This is a genomic window from Amycolatopsis plumensis (assembly GCF_042652605.1).
Classification (GTDB): Bacteria; Actinomycetota; Actinomycetes; order Mycobacteriales; family Pseudonocardiaceae; genus Amycolatopsis; species Amycolatopsis plumensis.
Map to the genome: position 1 here is coordinate 8,795,937 of NZ_JBHSJY010000001.1, position 18,755 is coordinate 8,814,691.

General features: G+C 67.6%; 22 protein-coding genes. 14 read left to right on the top strand and 8 right to left on the bottom strand.

Annotated features, from left to right (window positions below):
* Nucleotides 1-518: 518 nt before the first annotated feature.
* The 5 genes from ACFPLC_RS42225 (at nt 519) to ACFPLC_RS42245 (ending at nt 4,577) form a co-directional block, all read left to right on the top strand.
* Entirely contained in the window at nt 519-1,013 is a 495-nt protein-coding gene (locus ACFPLC_RS42225) for an RNA polymerase sigma factor (protein WP_378194504.1), read from the top strand.
* Nucleotides 1,010-1,975, top strand: a complete 966-nt coding sequence (locus ACFPLC_RS42230; protein ID WP_378194507.1) for a Crp/Fnr family transcriptional regulator — start codon at nt 1,010-1,012, stop codon at nt 1,973-1,975. Before ACFPLC_RS42225 ends, ACFPLC_RS42230 begins: the two co-directional genes overlap by 4 nt.
* Nucleotides 1,976-1,987: 12 nt before the next feature.
* Nucleotides 1,988-2,200: a hypothetical protein gene (locus ACFPLC_RS42235; protein WP_378236154.1), complete on the top strand. Its 213-nt coding sequence runs from the start codon at nt 1,988-1,990 to the stop codon at nt 2,198-2,200.
* Nucleotides 2,201-3,152: 952 nt separating this feature from the next.
* Entirely contained in the window at nt 3,153-3,974 is an 822-nt protein-coding gene (locus tag ACFPLC_RS42240) for a helix-turn-helix domain-containing protein (protein ID WP_378194510.1), read from the top strand.
* A gap of 147 nt (nt 3,975-4,121) precedes the next feature.
* The gene (locus tag ACFPLC_RS42245; protein ID WP_378194513.1) at nt 4,122-4,577 is read left to right on the top strand and encodes a hypothetical protein; all 456 of its coding nucleotides are present in this window, start codon (nt 4,122-4,124) and stop codon (nt 4,575-4,577) included.
* Nucleotides 4,578-5,013: 436 nt separating this feature from the next.
* On the opposite strand, the gene ACFPLC_RS42250 is transcribed toward ACFPLC_RS42245, so the two are convergent.
* A complete protein-coding gene (locus tag ACFPLC_RS42250; RefSeq protein ID WP_378194516.1) occupies nt 5,014-5,331 on the bottom strand; it encodes a hypothetical protein in 318 nt (105 codons plus the stop codon).
* A 212-nt stretch (nt 5,332-5,543) separates the two neighbouring features.
* Here ACFPLC_RS42250 and ACFPLC_RS42255 point away from each other — a divergent pair, with 212 nt between their 5' ends.
* The 4 genes from ACFPLC_RS42255 to ACFPLC_RS42270 all read left to right on the top strand — a co-directional run bounded on the left by ACFPLC_RS42255 (nt 5,544) and on the right by ACFPLC_RS42270 (nt 8,407).
* Nucleotides 5,544-5,831, top strand: a complete 288-nt coding sequence (locus ACFPLC_RS42255; protein ID WP_378236155.1) for a hypothetical protein — start codon at nt 5,544-5,546, stop codon at nt 5,829-5,831.
* A gap of 273 nt (nt 5,832-6,104) precedes the next feature.
* Nucleotides 6,105-6,311 (top strand): hypothetical protein, encoded by a 207-nt coding sequence (locus ACFPLC_RS42260; RefSeq protein WP_378236156.1) that lies wholly within the window; start codon nt 6,105-6,107, stop codon nt 6,309-6,311.
* 347 nt (nt 6,312-6,658) lie between these two features.
* Nucleotides 6,659-7,654: a hypothetical protein gene (locus ACFPLC_RS42265; RefSeq protein ID WP_378236157.1), complete on the top strand. Its 996-nt coding sequence runs from the start codon at nt 6,659-6,661 to the stop codon at nt 7,652-7,654.
* A gap of 261 nt (nt 7,655-7,915) precedes the next feature.
* Nucleotides 7,916-8,407 carry an AAA family ATPase gene (locus ACFPLC_RS42270; protein WP_378194974.1) on the top strand — a complete coding sequence of 164 codons (492 nt, stop codon included), beginning with the start codon at nt 7,916-7,918 and terminating at the stop codon, nt 8,405-8,407.
* Here ACFPLC_RS42270 and ACFPLC_RS42275 read toward each other — a convergent pair.
* On the bottom strand, nt 8,316-8,636 hold the full coding sequence (locus tag ACFPLC_RS42275; protein WP_378236158.1) for a hypothetical protein: 321 nt from the start codon (nt 8,634-8,636) through the stop codon (nt 8,316-8,318). The genes ACFPLC_RS42270 and ACFPLC_RS42275 overlap by 92 nt on opposite strands.
* A gap of 453 nt (nt 8,637-9,089) precedes the next feature.
* Between ACFPLC_RS42275 and ACFPLC_RS42280 the strand changes: the two genes are divergently transcribed.
* The 5 genes from ACFPLC_RS42280 to ACFPLC_RS42300 all read left to right on the top strand — a co-directional run bounded on the left by ACFPLC_RS42280 (nt 9,090) and on the right by ACFPLC_RS42300 (nt 12,961).
* The gene (locus ACFPLC_RS42280; protein WP_378194525.1) at nt 9,090-9,740 is read left to right on the top strand and encodes a pentapeptide repeat-containing protein; all 651 of its coding nucleotides are present in this window, start codon (nt 9,090-9,092) and stop codon (nt 9,738-9,740) included.
* The gene (locus ACFPLC_RS42285; protein ID WP_378194528.1) at nt 9,698-9,934 is read left to right on the top strand and encodes a pentapeptide repeat-containing protein; all 237 of its coding nucleotides are present in this window, start codon (nt 9,698-9,700) and stop codon (nt 9,932-9,934) included. The genes ACFPLC_RS42280 and ACFPLC_RS42285 overlap by 43 nt, the downstream gene beginning before the upstream one ends.
* A gap of 191 nt (nt 9,935-10,125) precedes the next feature.
* Entirely contained in the window at nt 10,126-10,371 is a 246-nt protein-coding gene (locus tag ACFPLC_RS42290; protein ID WP_378194531.1) for a hypothetical protein, read from the top strand.
* Entirely contained in the window at nt 10,368-12,536 is a 2,169-nt protein-coding gene (locus tag ACFPLC_RS42295) for an EAL domain-containing protein (RefSeq protein ID WP_378194534.1), read from the top strand. Before ACFPLC_RS42290 ends, ACFPLC_RS42295 begins: the two co-directional genes overlap by 4 nt.
* 35 nt (nt 12,537-12,571) lie before the next feature.
* Nucleotides 12,572-12,961, top strand: a complete 390-nt coding sequence (locus ACFPLC_RS42300; RefSeq protein WP_378194537.1) for an NADPH-dependent FMN reductase — start codon at nt 12,572-12,574, stop codon at nt 12,959-12,961.
* 179 nt (nt 12,962-13,140) lie between these two features.
* Here ACFPLC_RS42300 and ACFPLC_RS42305 read toward each other — a convergent pair whose 3' ends face one another.
* The 6 genes from ACFPLC_RS42305 to ACFPLC_RS42330 form a co-directional block, all read right to left on the bottom strand.
* Nucleotides 13,141-13,914: a hypothetical protein gene (locus tag ACFPLC_RS42305; RefSeq protein ID WP_378236159.1), complete on the bottom strand. Its 774-nt coding sequence runs from the start codon at nt 13,912-13,914 to the stop codon at nt 13,141-13,143.
* Nucleotides 13,915-14,375: 461 nt separating this feature from the next.
* A complete protein-coding gene (locus ACFPLC_RS42310) occupies nt 14,376-14,984 on the bottom strand; it encodes a GNAT family N-acetyltransferase (RefSeq protein WP_378236160.1) in 609 nt (202 codons plus the stop codon).
* A 48-nt stretch (nt 14,985-15,032) separates the two neighbouring features.
* Nucleotides 15,033-15,737, bottom strand: coding sequence for a hypothetical protein (locus ACFPLC_RS42315; protein WP_378194546.1), 705 nt, complete (start codon nt 15,735-15,737; stop codon nt 15,033-15,035).
* 510 nt (nt 15,738-16,247) lie between these two features.
* Nucleotides 16,248-17,195: an FHA domain-containing protein gene (locus ACFPLC_RS42320; RefSeq protein WP_378236161.1), complete on the bottom strand. Its 948-nt coding sequence runs from the start codon at nt 17,193-17,195 to the stop codon at nt 16,248-16,250.
* Nucleotides 17,196-17,263: 68 nt separating this feature from the next.
* On the bottom strand, nt 17,264-17,581 hold the full coding sequence (locus tag ACFPLC_RS42325; protein ID WP_378194552.1) for a hypothetical protein: 318 nt from the start codon (nt 17,579-17,581) through the stop codon (nt 17,264-17,266).
* Between the two features lie 576 nt (nt 17,582-18,157).
* A complete protein-coding gene (locus ACFPLC_RS42330; protein WP_378236162.1) occupies nt 18,158-18,631 on the bottom strand; it encodes a hypothetical protein in 474 nt (157 codons plus the stop codon).
* Between the last annotated feature and the right edge of the window lie 124 nt (nt 18,632-18,755).

Genomic DNA, 18,755 nt, shown 5'->3' on the forward strand with positions numbered 1-18,755 from the left:
TTCACTCTGACGGCGGATTCGGTTCACGCCGGAACTACGCCCGCTCGCGTCTTCCTCTGCGCGTCGCCGCATGGTTTCAGAGTATTTGCCGGGAAGGAAAACCGTCAAGGAAAGAGCGGATCGGTGCGTTTCTGTCAGACCCGTGTGGGTGACAGCGCGCCGAAGTACCCGTGAGCAATACCGAGGAAAACTCCGGGAACAGCAGCACCACCACCGGCGGCAACTCCGGCCGGGCGGGCAACGGCGGCGACAGCACCGCCCAGCCGCGGCCGGTGAAGATCGCCGCCGGGGCACCCGTGGCGATCCGGAAGCGGCGCGCCCGTCCAGCTGCTCGCTCACGCGGATGCCCAGCACCCAGGGCCGGGGTGCCACCTCCCGCATCCGGATGCCGCATCGGGCGGCGACTGCGGGCATCGAGCCGCCTTGCACGACGACCGAGAACGGCGAGGAAGCCGCAGCCGTGAGCGAGGCGCGGGAATCCGCAGGAGCTGAACGAGGCCGAGGAGGTCGGACCTGCGGTGTCACATGACGAGGCGTTCGACGCGTTCTTCCGTACGCACGTGCTCGCAGAGGTCCAGCACCTCGTTCGATGCGGTTTCAGCCCGGACAGCGCGACGGAAGCGGTAGAGGAAGCCATGCTGACCCTATACGTACGCTGGGCAGAGATCGAGAACCCGAGAGGTTGGATCCGGGCAACCGCACGGGGTCACGCCTTGACCATCACCAAGCGGCAGTTCGCTGTCATGCCTGACGACATCGAGCGCCAGAATCCAGCGTTTCGGCACTACGATGAAGATCCGATCATCCAGCAGGAGTCGAAAGCGAGGATCACTCAGCTTTTGTCCGGGCTGTCACCCAGACGGCGGGCGGTGCTGTCTGCCTGGCTGGGAGGCCTCGACGATCAGGAGATAGCCGCGGAGCTGAGGATCAGCGAGGCGACCGTCCGCTCGCACAGACGTTACGGCCTCGCCGACGTTGCCAAAAAGCTGAGGTCGGAAGGAGGTCTGTCGTGACTGACAACGAGCACGCCGAAGCGGAGGCAATCCTGCGGCAGGCCGACGCCGAGCTAGGCCGCGAGCTGAGCGCCCGCACGGACGTCGAGGCCATGCTCAAGCGGGTGAAGGGCCGGGCAGCAGCATCGCGAGTCAGCGAGCCAGCGGTAGAGCGTTCGCAGGCATCGGCGGCCGTTCCTCGCCGAAGGGAGCCCGAGCGCGTGCACTACGGACATTCGGCTCAAAAGACAAGCACGGTGGCGACCGCCACCAGGCCACACCACGGGGCGCTCCTGGCCTACCTCGCCGAAGCCGATCGCGAGTACCTGCTCGCCCGGGGCACGCGCCGCCGGTTCCGCGCGAACGACGTCGTGGTCATGGAGGGTGATCCGTCCAACCACGTCCACGTGCTGGTTTCCGGCTGGGTACGCGTCTCCACGATCGCCGAGGACGGCCGCGAAGTGCTCTTCGGCCTGCGCGGCCCTGGCGAGGTGCTGGGCGACCTCGCCGCGGTCACCGGGCGGCCGCGGACGGCATCGGTGCGCGCGATCGAACCCTGCACCGTCTTCCAACTGACCGGGGCGGAGTTCGTCGACATTCTGAACGCCCGGCCCGCCATCGCCATCGCCACGATCAAGACTGTCGCCGTGCGACTACGTGCCGCCGAGTCAGCACGTGTCGATTCCGCAGCCTTCGACGTCAGCCGCCGCGTGGCCGCGCAGCTGGTCCGACTGGCGGAGGAACACGGCCGGCGCGTCCCGAACGGTGTGATCATCGAGGCCGCCTTGTCGCAGGAGGACATCGCCGGACAGGTCGGCGCCGCCCGACGCACAGTCGCGCGAGCCCTGCGCGTCCTGCGGGAGCGGGGGATCATCGAGACCGGCCGCCGCCGGATCCTCATCCGCGAGCCACGCGTCCTGCGCGCCTTCGCCCGCTCTGAACCTGACACGGACGCAGCGCTACGACCTCCCGGACCTATGTAGTCACGGTCCCGGGTGACAAGGACGGGATTCCCTGCCGCCCAGGCCGATCGCGGCTCGATGGCGCCGCACACGAGAAGACGTCTCTCACCCGACCAGCCGTCACTGTCCGATGGCGAGCGGCTCTCCTGGAAGGAGGCACGCCGACGCGGCTTCGTCACCCGGACCGAAGGCGAGCTCCCCGAGCCCGTTGCCCGTCAGACTCGCGCCGCCGCCGACACCAGATGATCAATGCCGACCGTGGGAATGGCGTAGCCGCAAGGTTCACTCCGGCGAGTGGGTGAAAGCTAAGAGAACAGCCTCCTGCTTAGGCCCATCGTCCGAGCCTCGCCGGCTTGGAGCACTGCCAGCCATGATGAATGCCACCATGAAGCGGCGGGCGCGGTCGAGGAAGATCTGCCTCGCTGGCTGCGGACGGTAGTCACCGCTGTCACTCAACCGTTGACCGCTCACTCGCTACCACTCAGCGCGACACCCTGAGTACTACGCGAAGGTAACCAACCGGCTTCGTCATGATGTCTTGTACCGATCTGGGGGTGAGACCCGAGACGGTGCTGCATGGCCCCCTGTTGCACCAGGGGGCCATGCGGATTGCCCGATTACTCGCTTGCGACACAAGGAATGGGACCCAGTGACTGTACAACCTGATATTGGTAAGGCGCTAGACGAAGGTGAACCTCGTCGGGTCAAGATCGTTCCCAAACCCGCCGATGAAGTTCAGCCCCGACGGATCGCTACTCGCGACGAGATGCTGGCCGCAGCCGACAGGGTCATGCTCCGTCGCGGCCTCGTTCGGCGCCAACGTCGCACCGGTGACAACTGGCTGTGTTTGGCGATGGCCGTCCTCGCAGGCTGGGCACCGACCCTGCGGGTGTGCCTTCTGCTCGCGGTGGCCGGCGGAATCATCGTGGCCGTGTTCAAGACGAGCGGGCCAGCATTCGGGGCGTCGGTGAGTACGTTCGTCGGCGGCCTTAGCCTGCTTGGCGCGTGGGCGATGCGCCCTCGGCGCGGACGAGTCCCGAGTCTCTAACCGGTCACATGCTCCGCGTCGGCTACGAACAGCCGACGCGGAGCATTCGTCCGGCTCTGGACACCAATCGCACCTAATGCCGTAGTGACTTTGCGTCAGCCCTCTCTTACCGTAGCTGTTCTAACGCGAGCTGCAGAGGGAGCAGTACTCGTGGACAACGGTCCCGCATCGCAGAATCCTGATTCACCTGCCAGCTTCTGCTCCGACTTCGCGGCCGAACTCCGTCGTCGTCGAGTGTCGGTGCGTCGGGCAGCCGAACTGTCGCACTGGGGGAAGTCGACGATCTCCCTCGCCTGCAGCGGACACAAACTGCCCAAACGTGACCTGGTCGAAGACGTACTGCGCAGCCTCGGCGTCGACGATGAGCTCGAGGGCTGGCTAACGCGCTACGACCAGCTGTCTAGTTCAGAAAATGGAAACAACCAGCGGTCACCTGATGCATCAGCTGCCGGCACCGCGCCACGCCGTCGCGTCTCCCGCAAGGCACTCGGCGCCGCAGCTGGCGCCGCCGCCGTGATCGCTGGAGGCATCTGGTTGTGGCTCGCACTCGACGACTCGCCGAATGGATCAGACGAGAACCATAGCCTGGAGGACTCAGCGGCAGCCCTACGAGGACAGCCACACAGCACGGTGATAGTGCAGAACATGTACGCCAGCGGCCCATCCGGATTGTACGAAGACCGGTCCCCGTCCTACCTGTCCTCGCGCCCGGTCGCGCGCTGCGCCAACATCGGCTGCAAACTCCCGGATACCGAGATGAGCACCGGGGCCGCGATCACGGCCATCTGTCACATCCAAGGTGAGCTGCTCACCAACGCCGACATCTCGTCACCTGGCATCAAGACGAATCCCAACGCCTCAGCGTCTGCCCTCTGGTACGAGATCATCTGGCCAGACGGCCGACGCGGCTACATCTCCGAGGTCTACCTGGCACCTGCATATCGAGGAGGTTTGGCGCTGCCTCCGTGCTGATCCACTAAAACTGCAGGTGAGAGGTGTCCACCGCTGTCCGGGACACTTGCTGGACAGCGAATCTATCGACCTTCGCCGCAGCTGCTGCTGACGTTGAATCTGCCGCTCGACCAGCGGCAGCCATCAACGCTCAGCGAAAGGTAACCCATGGAAATCCTGCAGAAGTTGCTCGCGGCGCTCCGCCGCAGGGCCGGCGTAATGGCGATCGCGGCGGCAGCCATCGGGCTGCTGTTCACGGCCGGAACGGCGTCGGCGGCAACGACCGACCCCAACCCGCAGACGAGCGGGTGCGCGGCGAGCATGTCGCGCGAGGTCGTAGCCGACATCTACGACGGCGGCACCCGGGCCGCCACCGCCCACCTGCGCTACAGCCGCAACTGCGGCACGCAGTGGGTCACCGTTTACTTCCTCCCGGGGTACTCGGCCTCGCCGTCGGTCTGGCTCCAGAACCAGTCCGGGACTAACCTCTACACCGCCTACTCCGACAGCACCTCGGCCTACACCTACCAGCTGTTCAACATGGCCAACCGGGTCGGCTGCGGCGGCACCCACCTCTACCACAACGGTGCCTACCTGAACTGGACGTACCTGGGCTGCTTCTAATAGCAAACGTCGGCGGCCGTGGCGGGCAGCTACCCGCCACGGCCGTTCGGTGTCTGCGCAGACCCAGGCGTAGTAGCCGCAGACTCACCGCTGCCGCGTCCGAGTACTGGCCTGGGAAGGCCAACCCGTCGCCGACCGCTTAACCAACGTCGCACACGCCACCCATCGGCTCGCCCGCCCCGACAGCGCCATCAGCGCGTTTCCCGAACCGGCACCCGTCTTATCTCCACATCGGCGACGATGCCCAGAGCTCTTGCGTGCGGTCGGCTACACCATTCTTACCGGCGTCGGCATCGGAATTGGTCAGCACCTCACCGTCCGCCTGCTCGGCCGTCGAGGCCGCTGAGCCTGCGCCACGACTCCACCGGCTGCACAGCCTGGGCTCCCGCACCCAAGCCGTTCTGCTCGGCGTTCGGCGCTGCCCGCAGCCTCGAGGTCAGGCAGTGCGGGCGAGGCCAGCTTCAACCCATTCGGCCACATCGAGGAACGACCCGACTTCGTAGCTGGGCTCAGTGCCGTCAGTCGCGCTGCGACGTGCCGCGTCCGCGATCGCGGTGAGCAGCGCACGGCGACGGCGCATCAGCTCGCGTTCCAGCACGGCAGTGACGTCGGCAGGGGCCGCCGCGGCGAGGGCCGACTGCAGGGCTGCGACGTCGGCTGCGACATCCACAGGGTCCATTAGACGCCCAACCAGCTCGTCGAGACCGGTTACGGACGTTGACGGCATTCCAGCCGTCGCGAGCGAATTCTCCATAAAGCCATGGTGCCCCACACCCAACGCGCAGGACTCGTCACCCCACGACTACTGCCTGAAGCTGGCCAACGTCGACGCTGTGCTGCGCTGGGTCTAACTCAGGGAACGCGGCACGTGTCTCTCGCTGCGAGACTTCCCGTGAAGTCTTGTCTTTAACTCGCTCGCTACCGTGAATAATAAACGTACATTGGCCGGATGGACGTTCTCGCTCTGTGACGGCCATGCTCTCATCTATGACAGATTGTGAGCATTCGCCGAGCGGGAGGCCCGGCGCAACACCGAACGACTCGGCCGCCTGGCGACTGATCTTTCACCTCCTGCCGAGCCCGGCTTGGGGAATTGCTTTTGCCACGCTGGGCGCAGCCGCGCTCGTCTCGTTCGCATGCTTCGCGCAGCCAGCGCTCGGCATCGCCGCCCTGTCCGCCGCACCTGCGGGTGCCGCCGCGCGAGCCGGCTCCATTCTGCTTCGCCGGCGCCGCGAAGTGGCGGAAAAGAACTGAGCACTGTCCGGACAGCTCGCAGAAGTCCAGATGGTGACCGTTCGCTTCACCTCCGACCTCTACATCGGACACCGCGCGTCGCCGAGATCCGCGCCTTCGCCTCCGCCAACGAGCACGACGAGCACCTGGCCGCGAACTGGCGGGCCGAGGAGTTCGGCGTCCCCGGACCCGCCCCCGCGCAATTCTCGTGGGGAAGCGCTCCGGCGCGGCCGCGCTCCCGACGCCGACCCACCGCCCTCTCGCCAAGGGCGTCTCCAAGGACGGTGGCGACCTATGTCTCCTGCCCGGGGCCTCGATGACCGAGGTGCTCGGCTGGCCGGGCTCGTCAGCTTTTCGCGGATCGTCGACCCGGGCGGCCGGGCCATCACGATCAAGGGCACGGGTACCCCGTTCGAAGCCACGAAAGGACTCAGCCGCCGATTTCCACGATCATTTCCGCTGGTAACCGCAGTGAGCGACTGGCTCACCACAGTTACCTAGGGTAAAAAATTGAAACTTCAAGTTCACTCGCTCGGGGCAAGTGCAGACGTGGGACGACGTCGCCCCGACCTGAGTTACGACATCAGCGCTCACTGCCAAGTTCGGCAACACTCTCAACCGGCTCGGCCACCCCACACCGTCCTCGGGTAGTACGAGCAGGCCGGCGAGGCCTGGTACGAGGCACTGTCGCTGTACCAGGCACCCGCGACGACGCTACCCGCGTGTGGCGGCAACTCGACGACCTCGCCGCCCGCAATCCCCTGTCACCCGACACAGACGGCGCGTGTAACGCCAGGTCAAACGCCTGCGACTGCCGCTAGAAACGCCGCACCACCATCCAAAAGGTCGTGATCCCCATGAGATGGATCCTGCGCAACCCGCTCGCGCTTGTGGTGCTGACCGTGGCGTTCGCGCTCCTAGCAGCGGTGCTGGAGCAGGTGATCGCGGTGTGGCTCGGACCTGCCCGTTGGGACTGGGTCAAGGTGACGCAGGACTTCGTCCGCAACGGGTTCCTCGCCGCCCTACTCGCGTTCCTCACGTCGGCGATCAAGAACCATCAGGACGCGGCTCGGCTGCGCCGCGCGCACGGACGCCATGTCCTCGGCCAGGGCAGTGTCATGGCCCTGGCGATGAGCGGGTGGAGCCACGTGCCGTCGGAGGACCGCGAAGGCGCCAAACCCGAGGACATCCGGATCGACCGGAACAGCGTGGAAACACTGAGGACCGAGGCCCAGGCTTGGCGCAAGACGGCGACCGGGCTGGACGCCGTCCGTGCGCCGGAAGTAGCGCAACTCGCGGCGTTTCTCGTCCTGCAGAACCTTCGCTGGAAGCTGGCCGGCGACTACGCCGCGGAAGGGGGACGCCGGCGGCGGCTCATCCACCTCGCCCGGCTGATCGACGACCTCGCGCTGGTGGAAAGCTCACCCGACACCGGCATGTCGGCCGCCGCACACACGTTTCGGATCCGGGCGACTGTCCTGCTCGGCTGGGTGCACCACACCGACACGACCATCGTCGAGCGACTGCTCGTGGAGCGTTCGATGCCGCTCACGACCCTGGATCTCCCCGAGAGCAGCGGCCTCTTCTCGCTTTACTCCGACGGCCTGGACAGCTCCGCGATCAGCCACGACCCGCTCTACTTCCTGCTGTTCCATCTCCACGGCATTTGCGAAACGGTCGATCTGAACGCACCGGACACGCAGCGCATCGACCTGCTCTTGGACCAGTTGAGGCGCATTGTGGGTGCGCTCGTCAACGAGCTCCGCGCCGCCGCCGACGTCGCCGAGGCGCTCGTCGACCTCGCCGAACACGCGATGCGGATCGACGGATCACTCGCCGCATGAAAACGCCAGTACGGCGCGCCCGTTCATAGTCGGCGGCGATCCTGTGGACGCGGAAACGCTGTCATGGGTGCTGACCAGCTGGTTCGCGGCGTATGGGCGAACGGTTGACGAAGAGGGCCGTGACGAACGGCGTCCCAAGTACCGATCTGCCGCCGCAGCTCCCGAACAAGTCGACGATACTGTGCCCCTCGACAACGTTGGCTGGCCCCTGGTACGAGTCGGCGAACACCCGGACGTCAACCACACCACCGTGCTGCACAAATCGCGCGAACGCGGCATCTTCGCTCGCGATACCCACGGCGTCCAAACCCGACCTACTCATACGAAGACTTAGTCGACGGTTACCGGCCACGGCAGGACGGCAGCGGGTTCGATCTCACCAAAGGGCCGCTGCTGCGCATCGCGGAAGAAGGCGCCGCGCACCCGGACGACCAGTACGTCCTGGTCATCGATGAGCTGAACCGGGCGAACGTCGTCCAGGTCTTCGGGGAGCTCAACTTCCTCCTCGAGCACCGCAACGAGTCGGTTCAGCTGCTCTACCGGCACCAGCCGGTAGAACTGCCGCCAAACCTGTCCCTGATCGCGACGATGAACCGGCAACTCGCCGTCGGAACGCGCGCTCAGGCTCGCGTGCGGCGCCCTCCTCCAGGACGCAGCCGGGCTACGGGGCGCTCGGCTCCGGCAGGGCGAACAGGATGTGCTGGGCCGGATCGTCCGGCTCGCCGGCCAAGCGTTGGCACTTGCGGCAGCTGACCGGCTGGTTGGTCGGGGTGATCTCGCCGCCAGCGCCCAGCCCGGACCAACCCTGATGGCAGGCAGGCGCGGGCAGGGCGAAGCTGTTGATCCGCGGCACCCACGCGACCCGGGCGATGTCGGAGCGGCCGATGTGCAACCTCATCCCGGTGAACGGCCGGTGCTGCGCCGTAGCGAACCGCACCGGATCTACCCGGGCCACAGGGAACAGCGGAATCGGCCCGCTCACCCGCCCAGTATGGAACGGTTCGTCAGGCTGGCGCGCTGCCCGGACGGCGACGGCGGTTAAGCTGTGCCCCGCATCGCCAGCGAGAACTTGGGGAACACGCTGACTCGCCCGATAGGCGATCGGAACTGCAAGGCTTACTTCGCCACCAGCCGCAGCGATCCTCGGCGCAGCACGCAGCGGTTCGTCAGAGGGGCCGAGGCTTCGGGATCCGGTAGTTGACGCGTTCCTCTCCGCTGGTCAGCCTCTCCCGAACTCGACTATGCCGCCCCGGCGAACCGGCCGGCGCGCCAGAGCCCTGCCGGGCCGATCGATGGAAGTGACGGTTTAGGCCTGGATTGCGACCTTCAAGACATGAGCAACATGCCGCGCCGCCGTCTCGCCCCTGGTATCGCCCGAGGCCGCATACGTCCTCGCCCCCGGACGACCGCTGCCCCAGCCGCGTCGCATTCCACGGTGCAGGCAGTCAGTACGTTGATCACAGCCTTCACCGCAATCGGCGCTCTGGTGTTCACCGGTCTATCCCTCAATGCCACCCGCGACCAAGTCGAGGTCGCCCAGCAAGGCCAGTACACCGACCGCTACACCAAAGCCGTCGAACAACTCGACCAAACAGGACCCGAACACCTACAAACGCGCCTCGGCGGCATCTACGCGCTGCAACGCCTGGCCATCGACTCACCCCGCGACCAACCCACCATCATCAACGTCCTGGTCACCTTCATCATCTCCACCATCCATCGCGTCGTTGACCCCCCTTCCTGCGCGGAGCCCACGGCTCCCGACACTCAAGCGGCCCTTACCGTGCTGATCGAACGTGACCGCAAACTCGACGCAGGCACCACGCCTGACCATGGAATGCGTTTGCCGGGGGCCTGCCTCAGCAGCGGCCAACTCCGCCATGCGTATCTGAGTGGAGCGGACCTTGACGGGGCCGACCTGCTCGACACAGACCTTGGCGCTGCAGTCCTGAATGCTGCGCTCCTGGACGACGCGAACCTGCTGGGGGCGAACCTGCGTGGCACGGACCTGAGGGGGCGCAACTGGGCAATGCGGACCTGGGCGTGGCGACACTGGGCGGGGCGAATCTACGCGAAGCAAACCTGATCAAGGCGCACCTGATATCTACAGACCTGCGCGGGGCGGACCTGAGCGCGGCGAACCTCACCGAGGCGGACCTGCGCTGGGCGAACCTCACCGGGGCGGACCTGCGCGGGGCGAACCTCGATGGCATCAAACACGACGGCGTCATCGTCGAAGGTGCGATCACCGATGCCACAACAAAGGGCAAATGGTGGTGACTTCGATCCCTAGTACCGATGATCACCCCCCGGTATGGGAAGTTCCTACGCGAGGCAAATAGGCCGGATCACCCCACAGCAACACTTTCGGGTGAACCACCTTCACGATCATGGCCTGGATGGCGTGAGAGGAAGTGAAGGGCGCGCGATACGGCGCGCGCCCCGGTTCCCTCGGGAAGGAGGGTCACCCGGTGACGTACCTGGTGACCGCGTTCGCCGCAGCCGTCACGTCGCTGACCGGCCGCTGGCTGTGGTGGACGCTCGTCGGCGCGGTCCGCGCGCTACACCGGCTGGCCGCACACGCAGACGTCGTCCTGCTCGCCGTGCGTGTACTCGCCGCCGGCGGCGACGTCGAGTGGCGCATCCGCCGCCGTGACCTCGACGTGCGGATCAGCACCCGCCCGGCTGGCCCGGGCGGGCCCCCGACTGCGACGTGAACGGCGATGACCATGCGCTTCTGGAGCACTGCGCCCGAACTCCCGAGGAACTGGCCGAGTACCAGCAGTTCTTCCGCGACAACCGCGGCAAGCTTCTCTGGCACGTCAAGCGGATCATCCCCGGCCACGACCATGTCCTGGTCGCCGACGAGGCGCTGGTGCGGGTCTGGGCGACCTGGCGGCAACCGGAGGGACCACGGCTGGCGTGGGCGATGTCGATCGCGACCAACCTCGCTCGCGACGTCCTGCGCAGGACACGGGAGTTCGCCGACGAGGTCCTCGAGGACACCGTCCCGCTGTGGACGACCCCCGTGGACGCCGAACAGCACTTCGAGCTGCGCGAGACCCTGCAGTACGCGGCAGAGGAACTCCCGCCACGGCAGTTCGCGGCGATCCTGCTGCAGGTCCTGGGCTACACGACAGTCGAGGTCACCGAGAAGGTCGGCGCCCAGTCGGACTCGGTCCGCCGCTACCGCAGCGACGGGCGCAAGAAGCTGGAGGACTGGCGCGCCTGCGGCCGCCCGCAGCCACGCACCGGGCCGGGAAGGAGGAACACCTCGATGAACCCGTCCACGTTCCAGCATCTGAGCCAGACCGCGCTGCAGCAGCTGCGAAGCCGGCTGCTGCGCGCCCTCCCCGGTGACAAGCCCGCTGTGCCGGACGGGTCGCTCCCGAAGCCGGCGGCGATACGACCGCTGACCGACGGCGACATCGTGCTCCGGCTCGCCCAGCGTGGCCTCATCGGCGGGCAATTTGCCCATTTCGACCCGACCGCGCTCCCGCTGACCTTGCACACTGCGGGCCCGGCCGACGTCTGCGACGGCGCGGTCGACGAGGACTTCCTCGCGCTGGCCGACGCCGCGCGCACCGTGCCCGGCGGCACGGTTGTCGTGGTGGTCCGGCTCCCCGATCGCACTGCGGCCGGCCCGCTGTCCGCCGCCGAGGTCGAGCAGCTGCACGCCGCGGCCGCCGAGCGGGTCGCCGCCACGCTGGGCGACCCGGGCGAAGTCCGGCTCGGCAGCCACGGCCCCGACCTGCTTGCCCTGGTCCCCGGCCGGCTCATCGGCCAGGACCTCCAGCTCCGGCTGTCCCGGCTTGCTGATGCTCTGGCTGACCCGGTTCCGATCGCCGGGCGCCACGCGCCAGTCCGGGCGCACCTGGCGCTCGTGCCGCTCGCAGCCGACGCGGACATCCCCACGGCCCTGGCTCTGCAGTCGGCTAGGACCAGGCTGCCCGGGCCTGGGCCGCTCACTTGGATGTCGCCCGTCCCAGCGGCCGACGGGCCCCGCGGCGATCTCACGGAACAGGCGGAGTTGCTGCTGCGGGCGCGGGCGGCCATCGCGGCGGGGCGGTTCGTGCTCCTCTATCGCGACATCCACAGCATCGGCGAGCCTGGCGTGGCCGGCGGCCGCGCGGTCCCGGCGTGGATTGACACCGACGGCACCGAGCACACCTTCACCGAGCTCGACGCTATCGCCGACGCGACCGGACTCACCCGGGAGGTCTTCGACCACATGTTGCCCGCGCTCTGCCGCGATCTGCTGCTGTGGCGGGCCGCCCGGCGCCGAAGCACCCCGCACGTCCTGCTGGAGGTCCCCGAGCAGCTGCTGCGGGAGCGCTACCTGACCGACCGGCTGGCCGCGGTCCTGCAGGCCGGGCCCGTGCCGCCGTCGCTGCTGATCCTCGGCATCCCCGCCGCGGCTCTGGCCACTGTCGAGGGTATCGATGAGCACCTGCACCAGCTCAGCGACGTCGGGGTGCAGCTGGCCATCACCGGCTACGGTGACACCCACACCCCGCTCGCGGTCCTCACCCGTCGCCGCTGGAACCTCGCGGTCCTCCCCCACACCGTGCTGGCCAAGCTCGAAGATCGCCACCCCGACGGCGTCGACGCCGAACGCGCCGTCATGCAGGCCCTCGTTCACACCGCTGACCAGCTCCAGATCCGGTTGCTCGCCGACAACACCGCCCTGCCAGTAGCCCGCCGCTACCTGTTCAACGGTCTGCACATCCCGCCCCGCGCTCCCATCACCGCGGTTGAATTGTCCGAGCGCTCTTGGATTGAGCTACCCGACTTCCCGCCCGAACGACCCGAACCGGGCAACTTCTCCGCACCCAGCACGCAACCTCGGCATGCGGTACCCGCGCAACGAGCGGATCGATGAGCCGACCACGACCGGCGCGTTCCCCTTGAGCAACCATGCCATGTGCACCGCTGGCCACCCCCGACCGCCGACCGTCGGCGGCTGTAAGGGCTTGGCTTATGGCCATGGCGGCCGCCGACGGCTACGTCTTCGTGACACCCGAGTACAACCACGCACTGCCGGCAGCGCTGAAGGACGCCCTGGACTTCCTCGCCACCGAGGCCGCCGGCAAACCCGTGTCGGTCGTCTCGTACTCCACCACCGCACACGGCGGGCCCTCGCCGGTCAGCAGCTGCGCCTGGCGCTCAGCAAAGCGGGCATGCTCCGCTACCCAGAAGCCCTCCCTTCGCCCACGCCGACCGGCTCATCGACCCCACCGGCGAACCGGCCGAGCGACCCGACTGGGCACGCCGCGTCGCCGAGTTCGCTCCGGCCTCCCTGCGTGACCTGGTAGCGCACGCCCGGGCGCTCAAGACCGTGAACAAAGCCAACAATTGGACGACCGAGTAGATCACCCGACCAGCCGCGCCGCCGTGCGACCGATCTCGACGCATGTACATACCCACAAGCGGATGCCGCCACCTGAACGAGGAAACCAAGCCGAGTCTCCTCCGAGAGCGCCTAACTACAGCGGCAACATGTCTCCGACGAGGCGGAGCTTCAGTTCCCACTGGCCCTGCTCACCCGACGGCCAGGGGAATCCACCGTTGCTGAAGACCCAGTTCAGATAGGAGACGAACGGCATCCGGGACTCCCAGGCGAACAACCCGTCGGCGCAGTCGTCGGGCAGCACGATGCCGTAGGGCGAGCCGCCGCTGGTGTTGTCCTTGTGCAGCCGGTCAGGCGCGACGGGCAATTCGAACAGGCCGGCCGCGCCGGGATCCTCCGTCCGGCGATCCAGCCACTCGGCCCACTCCTCTTCGACGTACTCGCGTATCGACGCGTCACCGGCGTGGCGGGACCCCTCCAGCTCGATCACCAGCGGATCAGCGGCCGCCGACGCGGGCCACCTTGGGTGCGTGCCCACGAGCCAGACGTCCCCGACGATCCGCAACCAGGACAACAAGGTCATCGGCACAGTGTCGAACCGCTGCTGCAACCAGTCCGCGTGCGCCGCAGCCGCCGGAGTCGGTGGGATATGGCCCAGTACCGGAGCCCGCTCGTCGTCGTTGGTGTGGAAACGATAGCCGTCCTCGGACAGCCGCTCGACGATGAGCTCGACGTTGTGACGGGCGCGTCGAGCCATCTCGTCGCAGACCAGCTGTGCCTCGTAGGCCCAGTCGGGCTCCCGGACCCGACTGCCGAGCCCGCGCAGTTCCTGCCACACCTGTTCCCGCTGCCCGTTGTGGTAGCGGCCGAGCCAATTCGGCGAGGACATCATGCCGCGATCTTGCCTCATCAGCTCTGCCGTCGACTCGCCAAGGATGCTCCCGACGATCTCGACTCGTGGGCCCGCGACCACATCGACCAGCTGACGAGTTGGGAGGCCACCGCGGTTGAGTACGTCTCGGGAAACACGCTCGCCCACACCGACCTGCACGCCTTGAACCTGCTCGGCAACGACGCAACGGTTCAGATCGTCGACTGGGCCTGGTCACGAAACGCCCACCCGGCAGTCGATCCGGCCTTCCTCATCACCCGGCTCATCGAGCCCAGCCACGATCCCGCGGCTGCGGAGACCTGGCGCAGCGGCTCCCGCTGTGGCGGCAGATCTCCCTCGAGACCAAGACGGCTTTCGCAGTCGCGATCTGGGGCATCTGGGAGTACCTCGAGCGCCATCAGCCGCTGGCCCACCGCGCCGCTCTTACCGTGGCCGCCCGATCGTGGGCTCGGTTCAGGCTCGAACTCTGATCTCACCTGTCACGGGTGATGACAGGGTGGGCCGGGTCGGCGCATGGCGATCCGGGCACGGAACGACTGCGCCACCAGCCCGTCGGGCAGCGGGGCCGTCCACCGGTAGGCGGGGGCACGGGCCACCGCGGCCGCGACCAGCGTGCGGCCGAAACCGAGGCGCCGGTACTCGACGGCGACGTGGACGTAGTCGAGGGTGGCCATTCGGCAACTCGCGCAAGGGCTCGCGGTGACCGCGCCGACCTCGACGCCGTCGAGATGGAGTTCGATCCGACCAGCCAGCATCCCCACAGCCGGTGGGCAGGCGACCAAGACGAGTCCATCGCCCGGGGCCGTTTCGGGCGCGTGCTGAACGGTGACGTCGAGGTGTGCCCACTCGGCGAGGCGCCGGGCCGTAGGCTCGCAGCCTTCCTGCCCGCGGCAGACCTCGCACAGCGTGCCGTGCAGCCGATAGCGGTGACTGTAGGGCTTGAGCTTGCCGTAGAGGTCCAGGTCGAGCCGATGACCACGCAAGCAGACCACGAGCTCGCCGGTCGCCGGCCGGACGGAAACAGCCCGCCGAACTCGCCGCGCGCACCTGACCGAACCGTGCCGCTGGATTGATCGATCACCGGACATCTCGCAACAGTCTCGACCGGGTCGTGTGTCGGCGCTCCGACATGCAGATCATCCGGCGGCCTCCGACAGCCGGCGATTGGCGGTCGCGTCAACGGCGACGACGGCACCACCGGCACCCGGGAGTTGCAGCGCGACGGCGCGCGGGCGAGCCGCGGCCCCACGGCCACGGCAGGTCGCGACAACCTCCCGGCTTTCCAGATGACCAAATCCGTAGTCGGCGAGGCCGCGCCACCGGCGTTTCGAGACGTGGACCTCCAAGTCGGCGCCGGGCCATGGGCCGGTGGTGAGCAGGACCCCGCCGCGATTGCGGGTACGGCCGGCCAGCCGGCGCGCGAGCTGCGGCTGGATCCCGCGGGCGACCGCCTGGCCGAGCACGACGAGGTCGAACCCGTCGATCAACGCTGACACGACCGCGACCAGCTCTGCTCCCGGGTCCGGCACGAGCGCGAGCCGGTTCAAATCCACGCCCAGCTCGGCGGCCGCCACCACCCCGACGGCCGGCATACCGGCGATCGCCGCCCACGATCCCTCCCGCGTCGCCTCGGCCAGCAAGGCCAAGACCAGCGCGGTCGAGCCGCGGACGGCCACAGCACTGCCGCGCCGCAGCCCGCCCGGCACCAGCTCGGCGAGGGCCGGCGCCACGGGCAGGGACCCGGTCGGCGTTGAGCTCTCGAGGGTCGGCTCGCCTAGTTGCGCGGCCGTGCGGATGCCAGGGATCGCCGCGAGCCCGGCCACCGCTTCCGGCACCGCCACCACGCACCTCCAGCACCAGGAACACGCACCGGAGACGCCCACGTGGGAAGCCGCGAGCGAACCCGAACTCATCGAACACTTGTTCGGATACTGCGAGATGGCGTGGACGCTGTCAAGCCGAGCCGGGCAAGCTCACCCCGCCATGGCCGCTCCTGCAGCGCCCGGCACTCGCGCTCGCACCGACTGTCACCAACCAGGGCGGTGACCAGCGCAAACCCGGCGAGGTTAGGCCAGCCGGGTTACCGTCGAAGCGGGCGATGATGGCTCGACCTCGGGAGGCTGACCATGGCTGGGCGTGCAGACAAACGTGGAACTGCGCCGCTGGGGATGCCACCAGTATGCATGCACCTATTACTGGACTGGTCTCACATGTGGGGCGTCCCTGCCTGGTCTCGTGAGCGGTGATCCATCGTCTCTTCCGGGCCCGGTGATGCGCTGGTGCGAGGCCGACCTCGCGGTGAGCGGCACACCGATCTGCTCACCGCTATGCGTGATGATTGCAGGCGTGGCTCAGGCCAACTTGAGCGGGGCGAGGTCGGTGGGCACGAGGGTGGTAGACCGGATCAGTTCCGTTATGAGATTGTCGAGGATTGCGTAGCGGGGCTGATCTCCGATTTCCTCTCGGGCCAAACCCGGGACGCCGGCGTGCAAGAGGCGTGTACGCACCCCGTCAACAACTTCTTCCACCCGGCGTGGCGTCCATCCGGCGCCGGGTTGCAATCGGTTCATGTGCTCGGTGACTTGTTGCCATGACAGCGGCAGTGGAGATGCTTCATAAGATAGGTATTTTTGGGCGAGAGTGGCCAGCACCAGCCGTTCGTCCTCGACGAGACGCCAACCCACTGGCACGGAGTCAACAACCTCGGACTGTACCTGTGAGTCGGTGACGACCACCTCGATCAGATGCTGACGACCGCTTCGCCCGCTGAGAAACAACGGGGTGTATCCCATTTCCAGCGGCACCGGTTCGTCAGTGTTCCGCAGCATGCGCGAATATGGCATTCGAATAGGCAACCGGCCCGTGTTAGTCAACCACCATCTGGTCTGGCGGTAGGTCAGCATCCCCTGACGGCGACCCACGTACGGGTCATCCTCGCCTACGCGAACGTCCACTTCCAACGGGTGCCGTCCGAACGCGACCGTTCGGCCCTCGCCTGGTTCGATGGCAACCCCCCCAGCTCGGCTGAGCACGAAGATCGTGCCGGGCTTCGCGTTCGGCACCCCATACGCCAGACTGTCATGTCCCGTTTTCAGCGATCGAATTTCCGTTTTCGCGCTCGGATGCGCGTCGATCGCAGACGAGCTCGATGCGGAGGATTCGTCTCGTTCAAGATCACGGTGGGATGCCGGGGTCGCCGACTCACCTGTAGCAAGGTCAGGCGGCTCGATGGGCAACCTGCCGACAGCACGGATAAGTCGCTGACCGAAGCCCGCGGCTGGTAAGCCGGACTCGACCACTTGTCCCCTTCGGTGATGGGAGAGCGCGTCAAGGAGTCGGTCAAGGAAGCGGCGGAACTCAGCGGATGTCATGTGGTCGACTTCCCATCCGACACATCGCGACCACTGGTGAACGGTGGCACCTCTTGCGCGATGCGCGCAACGATCAAAGGCGCTGAGATCCCGACGCAGAATGCTGGCCACCTACCCGCGAACTGCTCGGACATCGCGGCGGCAACGAGCGCCGCCGCAGTCAACCGCAAGCCCACCGCCAGCAGCGATGGCCACAGCCGTGGACCTGTCCAAGGCCAGCGACCCTTTCTGCGGCGGATCTCCGCAGCCAATTCGAGCACCTCGACAACCAGCGCGCCGACAAGGCCCCATGTGGCGGCCGCTAACGGTGTCATGCGGCTAAAGTTAGCGTCAGCCACGTACTAGATGACGTATACTCGCGAGGACTCAACCTGAATGAACCCGTTCGGCCGATTTCCGTTGAGGTGTCAGCCGTCGGTGTGACCGTCGCTGGCTTCGACATGTGAGGAGTCGACGAACCCGGCGGGTGACACGGGGACTAGCCGCCGCGGCGGCCCGCAAGTCCGAGGCTCGCTGGTCGGTGCCCAGTACAGCACTTGCGCCGCTGTTGGCCGCGTGGTGTCCCGCCACGCCGGGCACAGCCCCCGGGGCCGACCACGGCACCCAGGGCGCAGGGGCCGGCGGCCACGACCCGTCACCGGTCACGGCGTTGCCGGGCATCGCTTCCGCCATACGGCGGGACGCGTGCGTCGCGGGCCAAGTCGAGACCAGCTGTGCTGCCGGCGCGACCGAGACGCGCGTCGGCCCCAGGATGCTCATGTGCGGCCCGGCGGTGCCGGACGTGGACGCCACGGTGGCAGAAGGTGCTGCTGCATCGTCCCGCGAGCGCGCTGTAGGCGACATCCACGGCAGCGGGGATGGCAGTGACGCTGGCGGGGTCACTACGGCAGTCACGACGGTCGTGACCGCCGTGGTGGTTGTGGTGGCCACCGCCGTAGCCGAGATCCGCACGGTCGCGGTGACCTCGGCTGCTGTGGTGGCGGCTGAGTTCCGCGCGGCAGCGAGAACACCGCGGGCTGCGGTCGTGGCTGCGGCCGTGGTGCGGGGTGGATGTTCACCGGCGCCAAGGCGTGAGCCGCGGATGCGACGTGCGTGTCGAGGCGGACGGCAATGGGGGCCGACGGCGCTGGCCGCAGTATCGGCTGGGCGTCGGCGGTGGCGTCGGCGATCAAGCTCGGATCAGTCGGGATGAGGGTGTCTTGTGCGTGGGCCGACCCGCCGAAGAGCAGCCAGCCGGCCAGCAGGAACCCGGTCAGCATCCCCAGCCGCAGCAGCCAGCGGCGCGCCGGCGGCCACCGCGGGGCGGCAGGTGCGGGCATCGTTGTCGGCGCAGGTGACACGCGTTCCGGTACACGCCTGGTCACCCCCACCGGGCTATCACCCACCCACAGTTACTTTCCTACCGCCCGTTGTCGGCATACGGTGGCTTTGCCACCCCTACCGGTGACGGCTGCTGCCCCGCCAACCTGAACACCTGGGCCCCCGGCT

Excerpts from the sequence above, each read along its gene's own strand:
- ACFPLC_RS42305 (WP_378236159.1), bottom strand. The coding sequence starts at position 13,914 with ATGAGGCAAGATCGCGGCATGATGTCCTCGCCGAATTGGCTCGGCCGC.
- ACFPLC_RS42300 (WP_378194537.1), top strand. The coding sequence starts at position 12,572 with ATGCCATGTGCACCGCTGGCCACCCCCGACCGCCGACCGTCGGCGGCT.
- ACFPLC_RS42310 (WP_378236160.1), bottom strand. The coding sequence starts at position 14,984 with ATGTCCGGTGATCGATCAATCCAGCGGCACGGTTCGGTCAGGTGCGCG.
- ACFPLC_RS42245 (WP_378194513.1), top strand. The coding sequence starts at position 4,122 with ATGGAAATCCTGCAGAAGTTGCTCGCGGCGCTCCGCCGCAGGGCCGGC.
- ACFPLC_RS42250 (WP_378194516.1), bottom strand. The coding sequence starts at position 5,331 with ATGGAGAATTCGCTCGCGACGGCTGGAATGCCGTCAACGTCCGTAACC.
- ACFPLC_RS42260 (WP_378236156.1), top strand. The coding sequence starts at position 6,105 with ATGTCTCCTGCCCGGGGCCTCGATGACCGAGGTGCTCGGCTGGCCGGG.
- ACFPLC_RS42325 (WP_378194552.1), bottom strand. The coding sequence starts at position 17,581 with ATGACACCGTTAGCGGCCGCCACATGGGGCCTTGTCGGCGCGCTGGTT.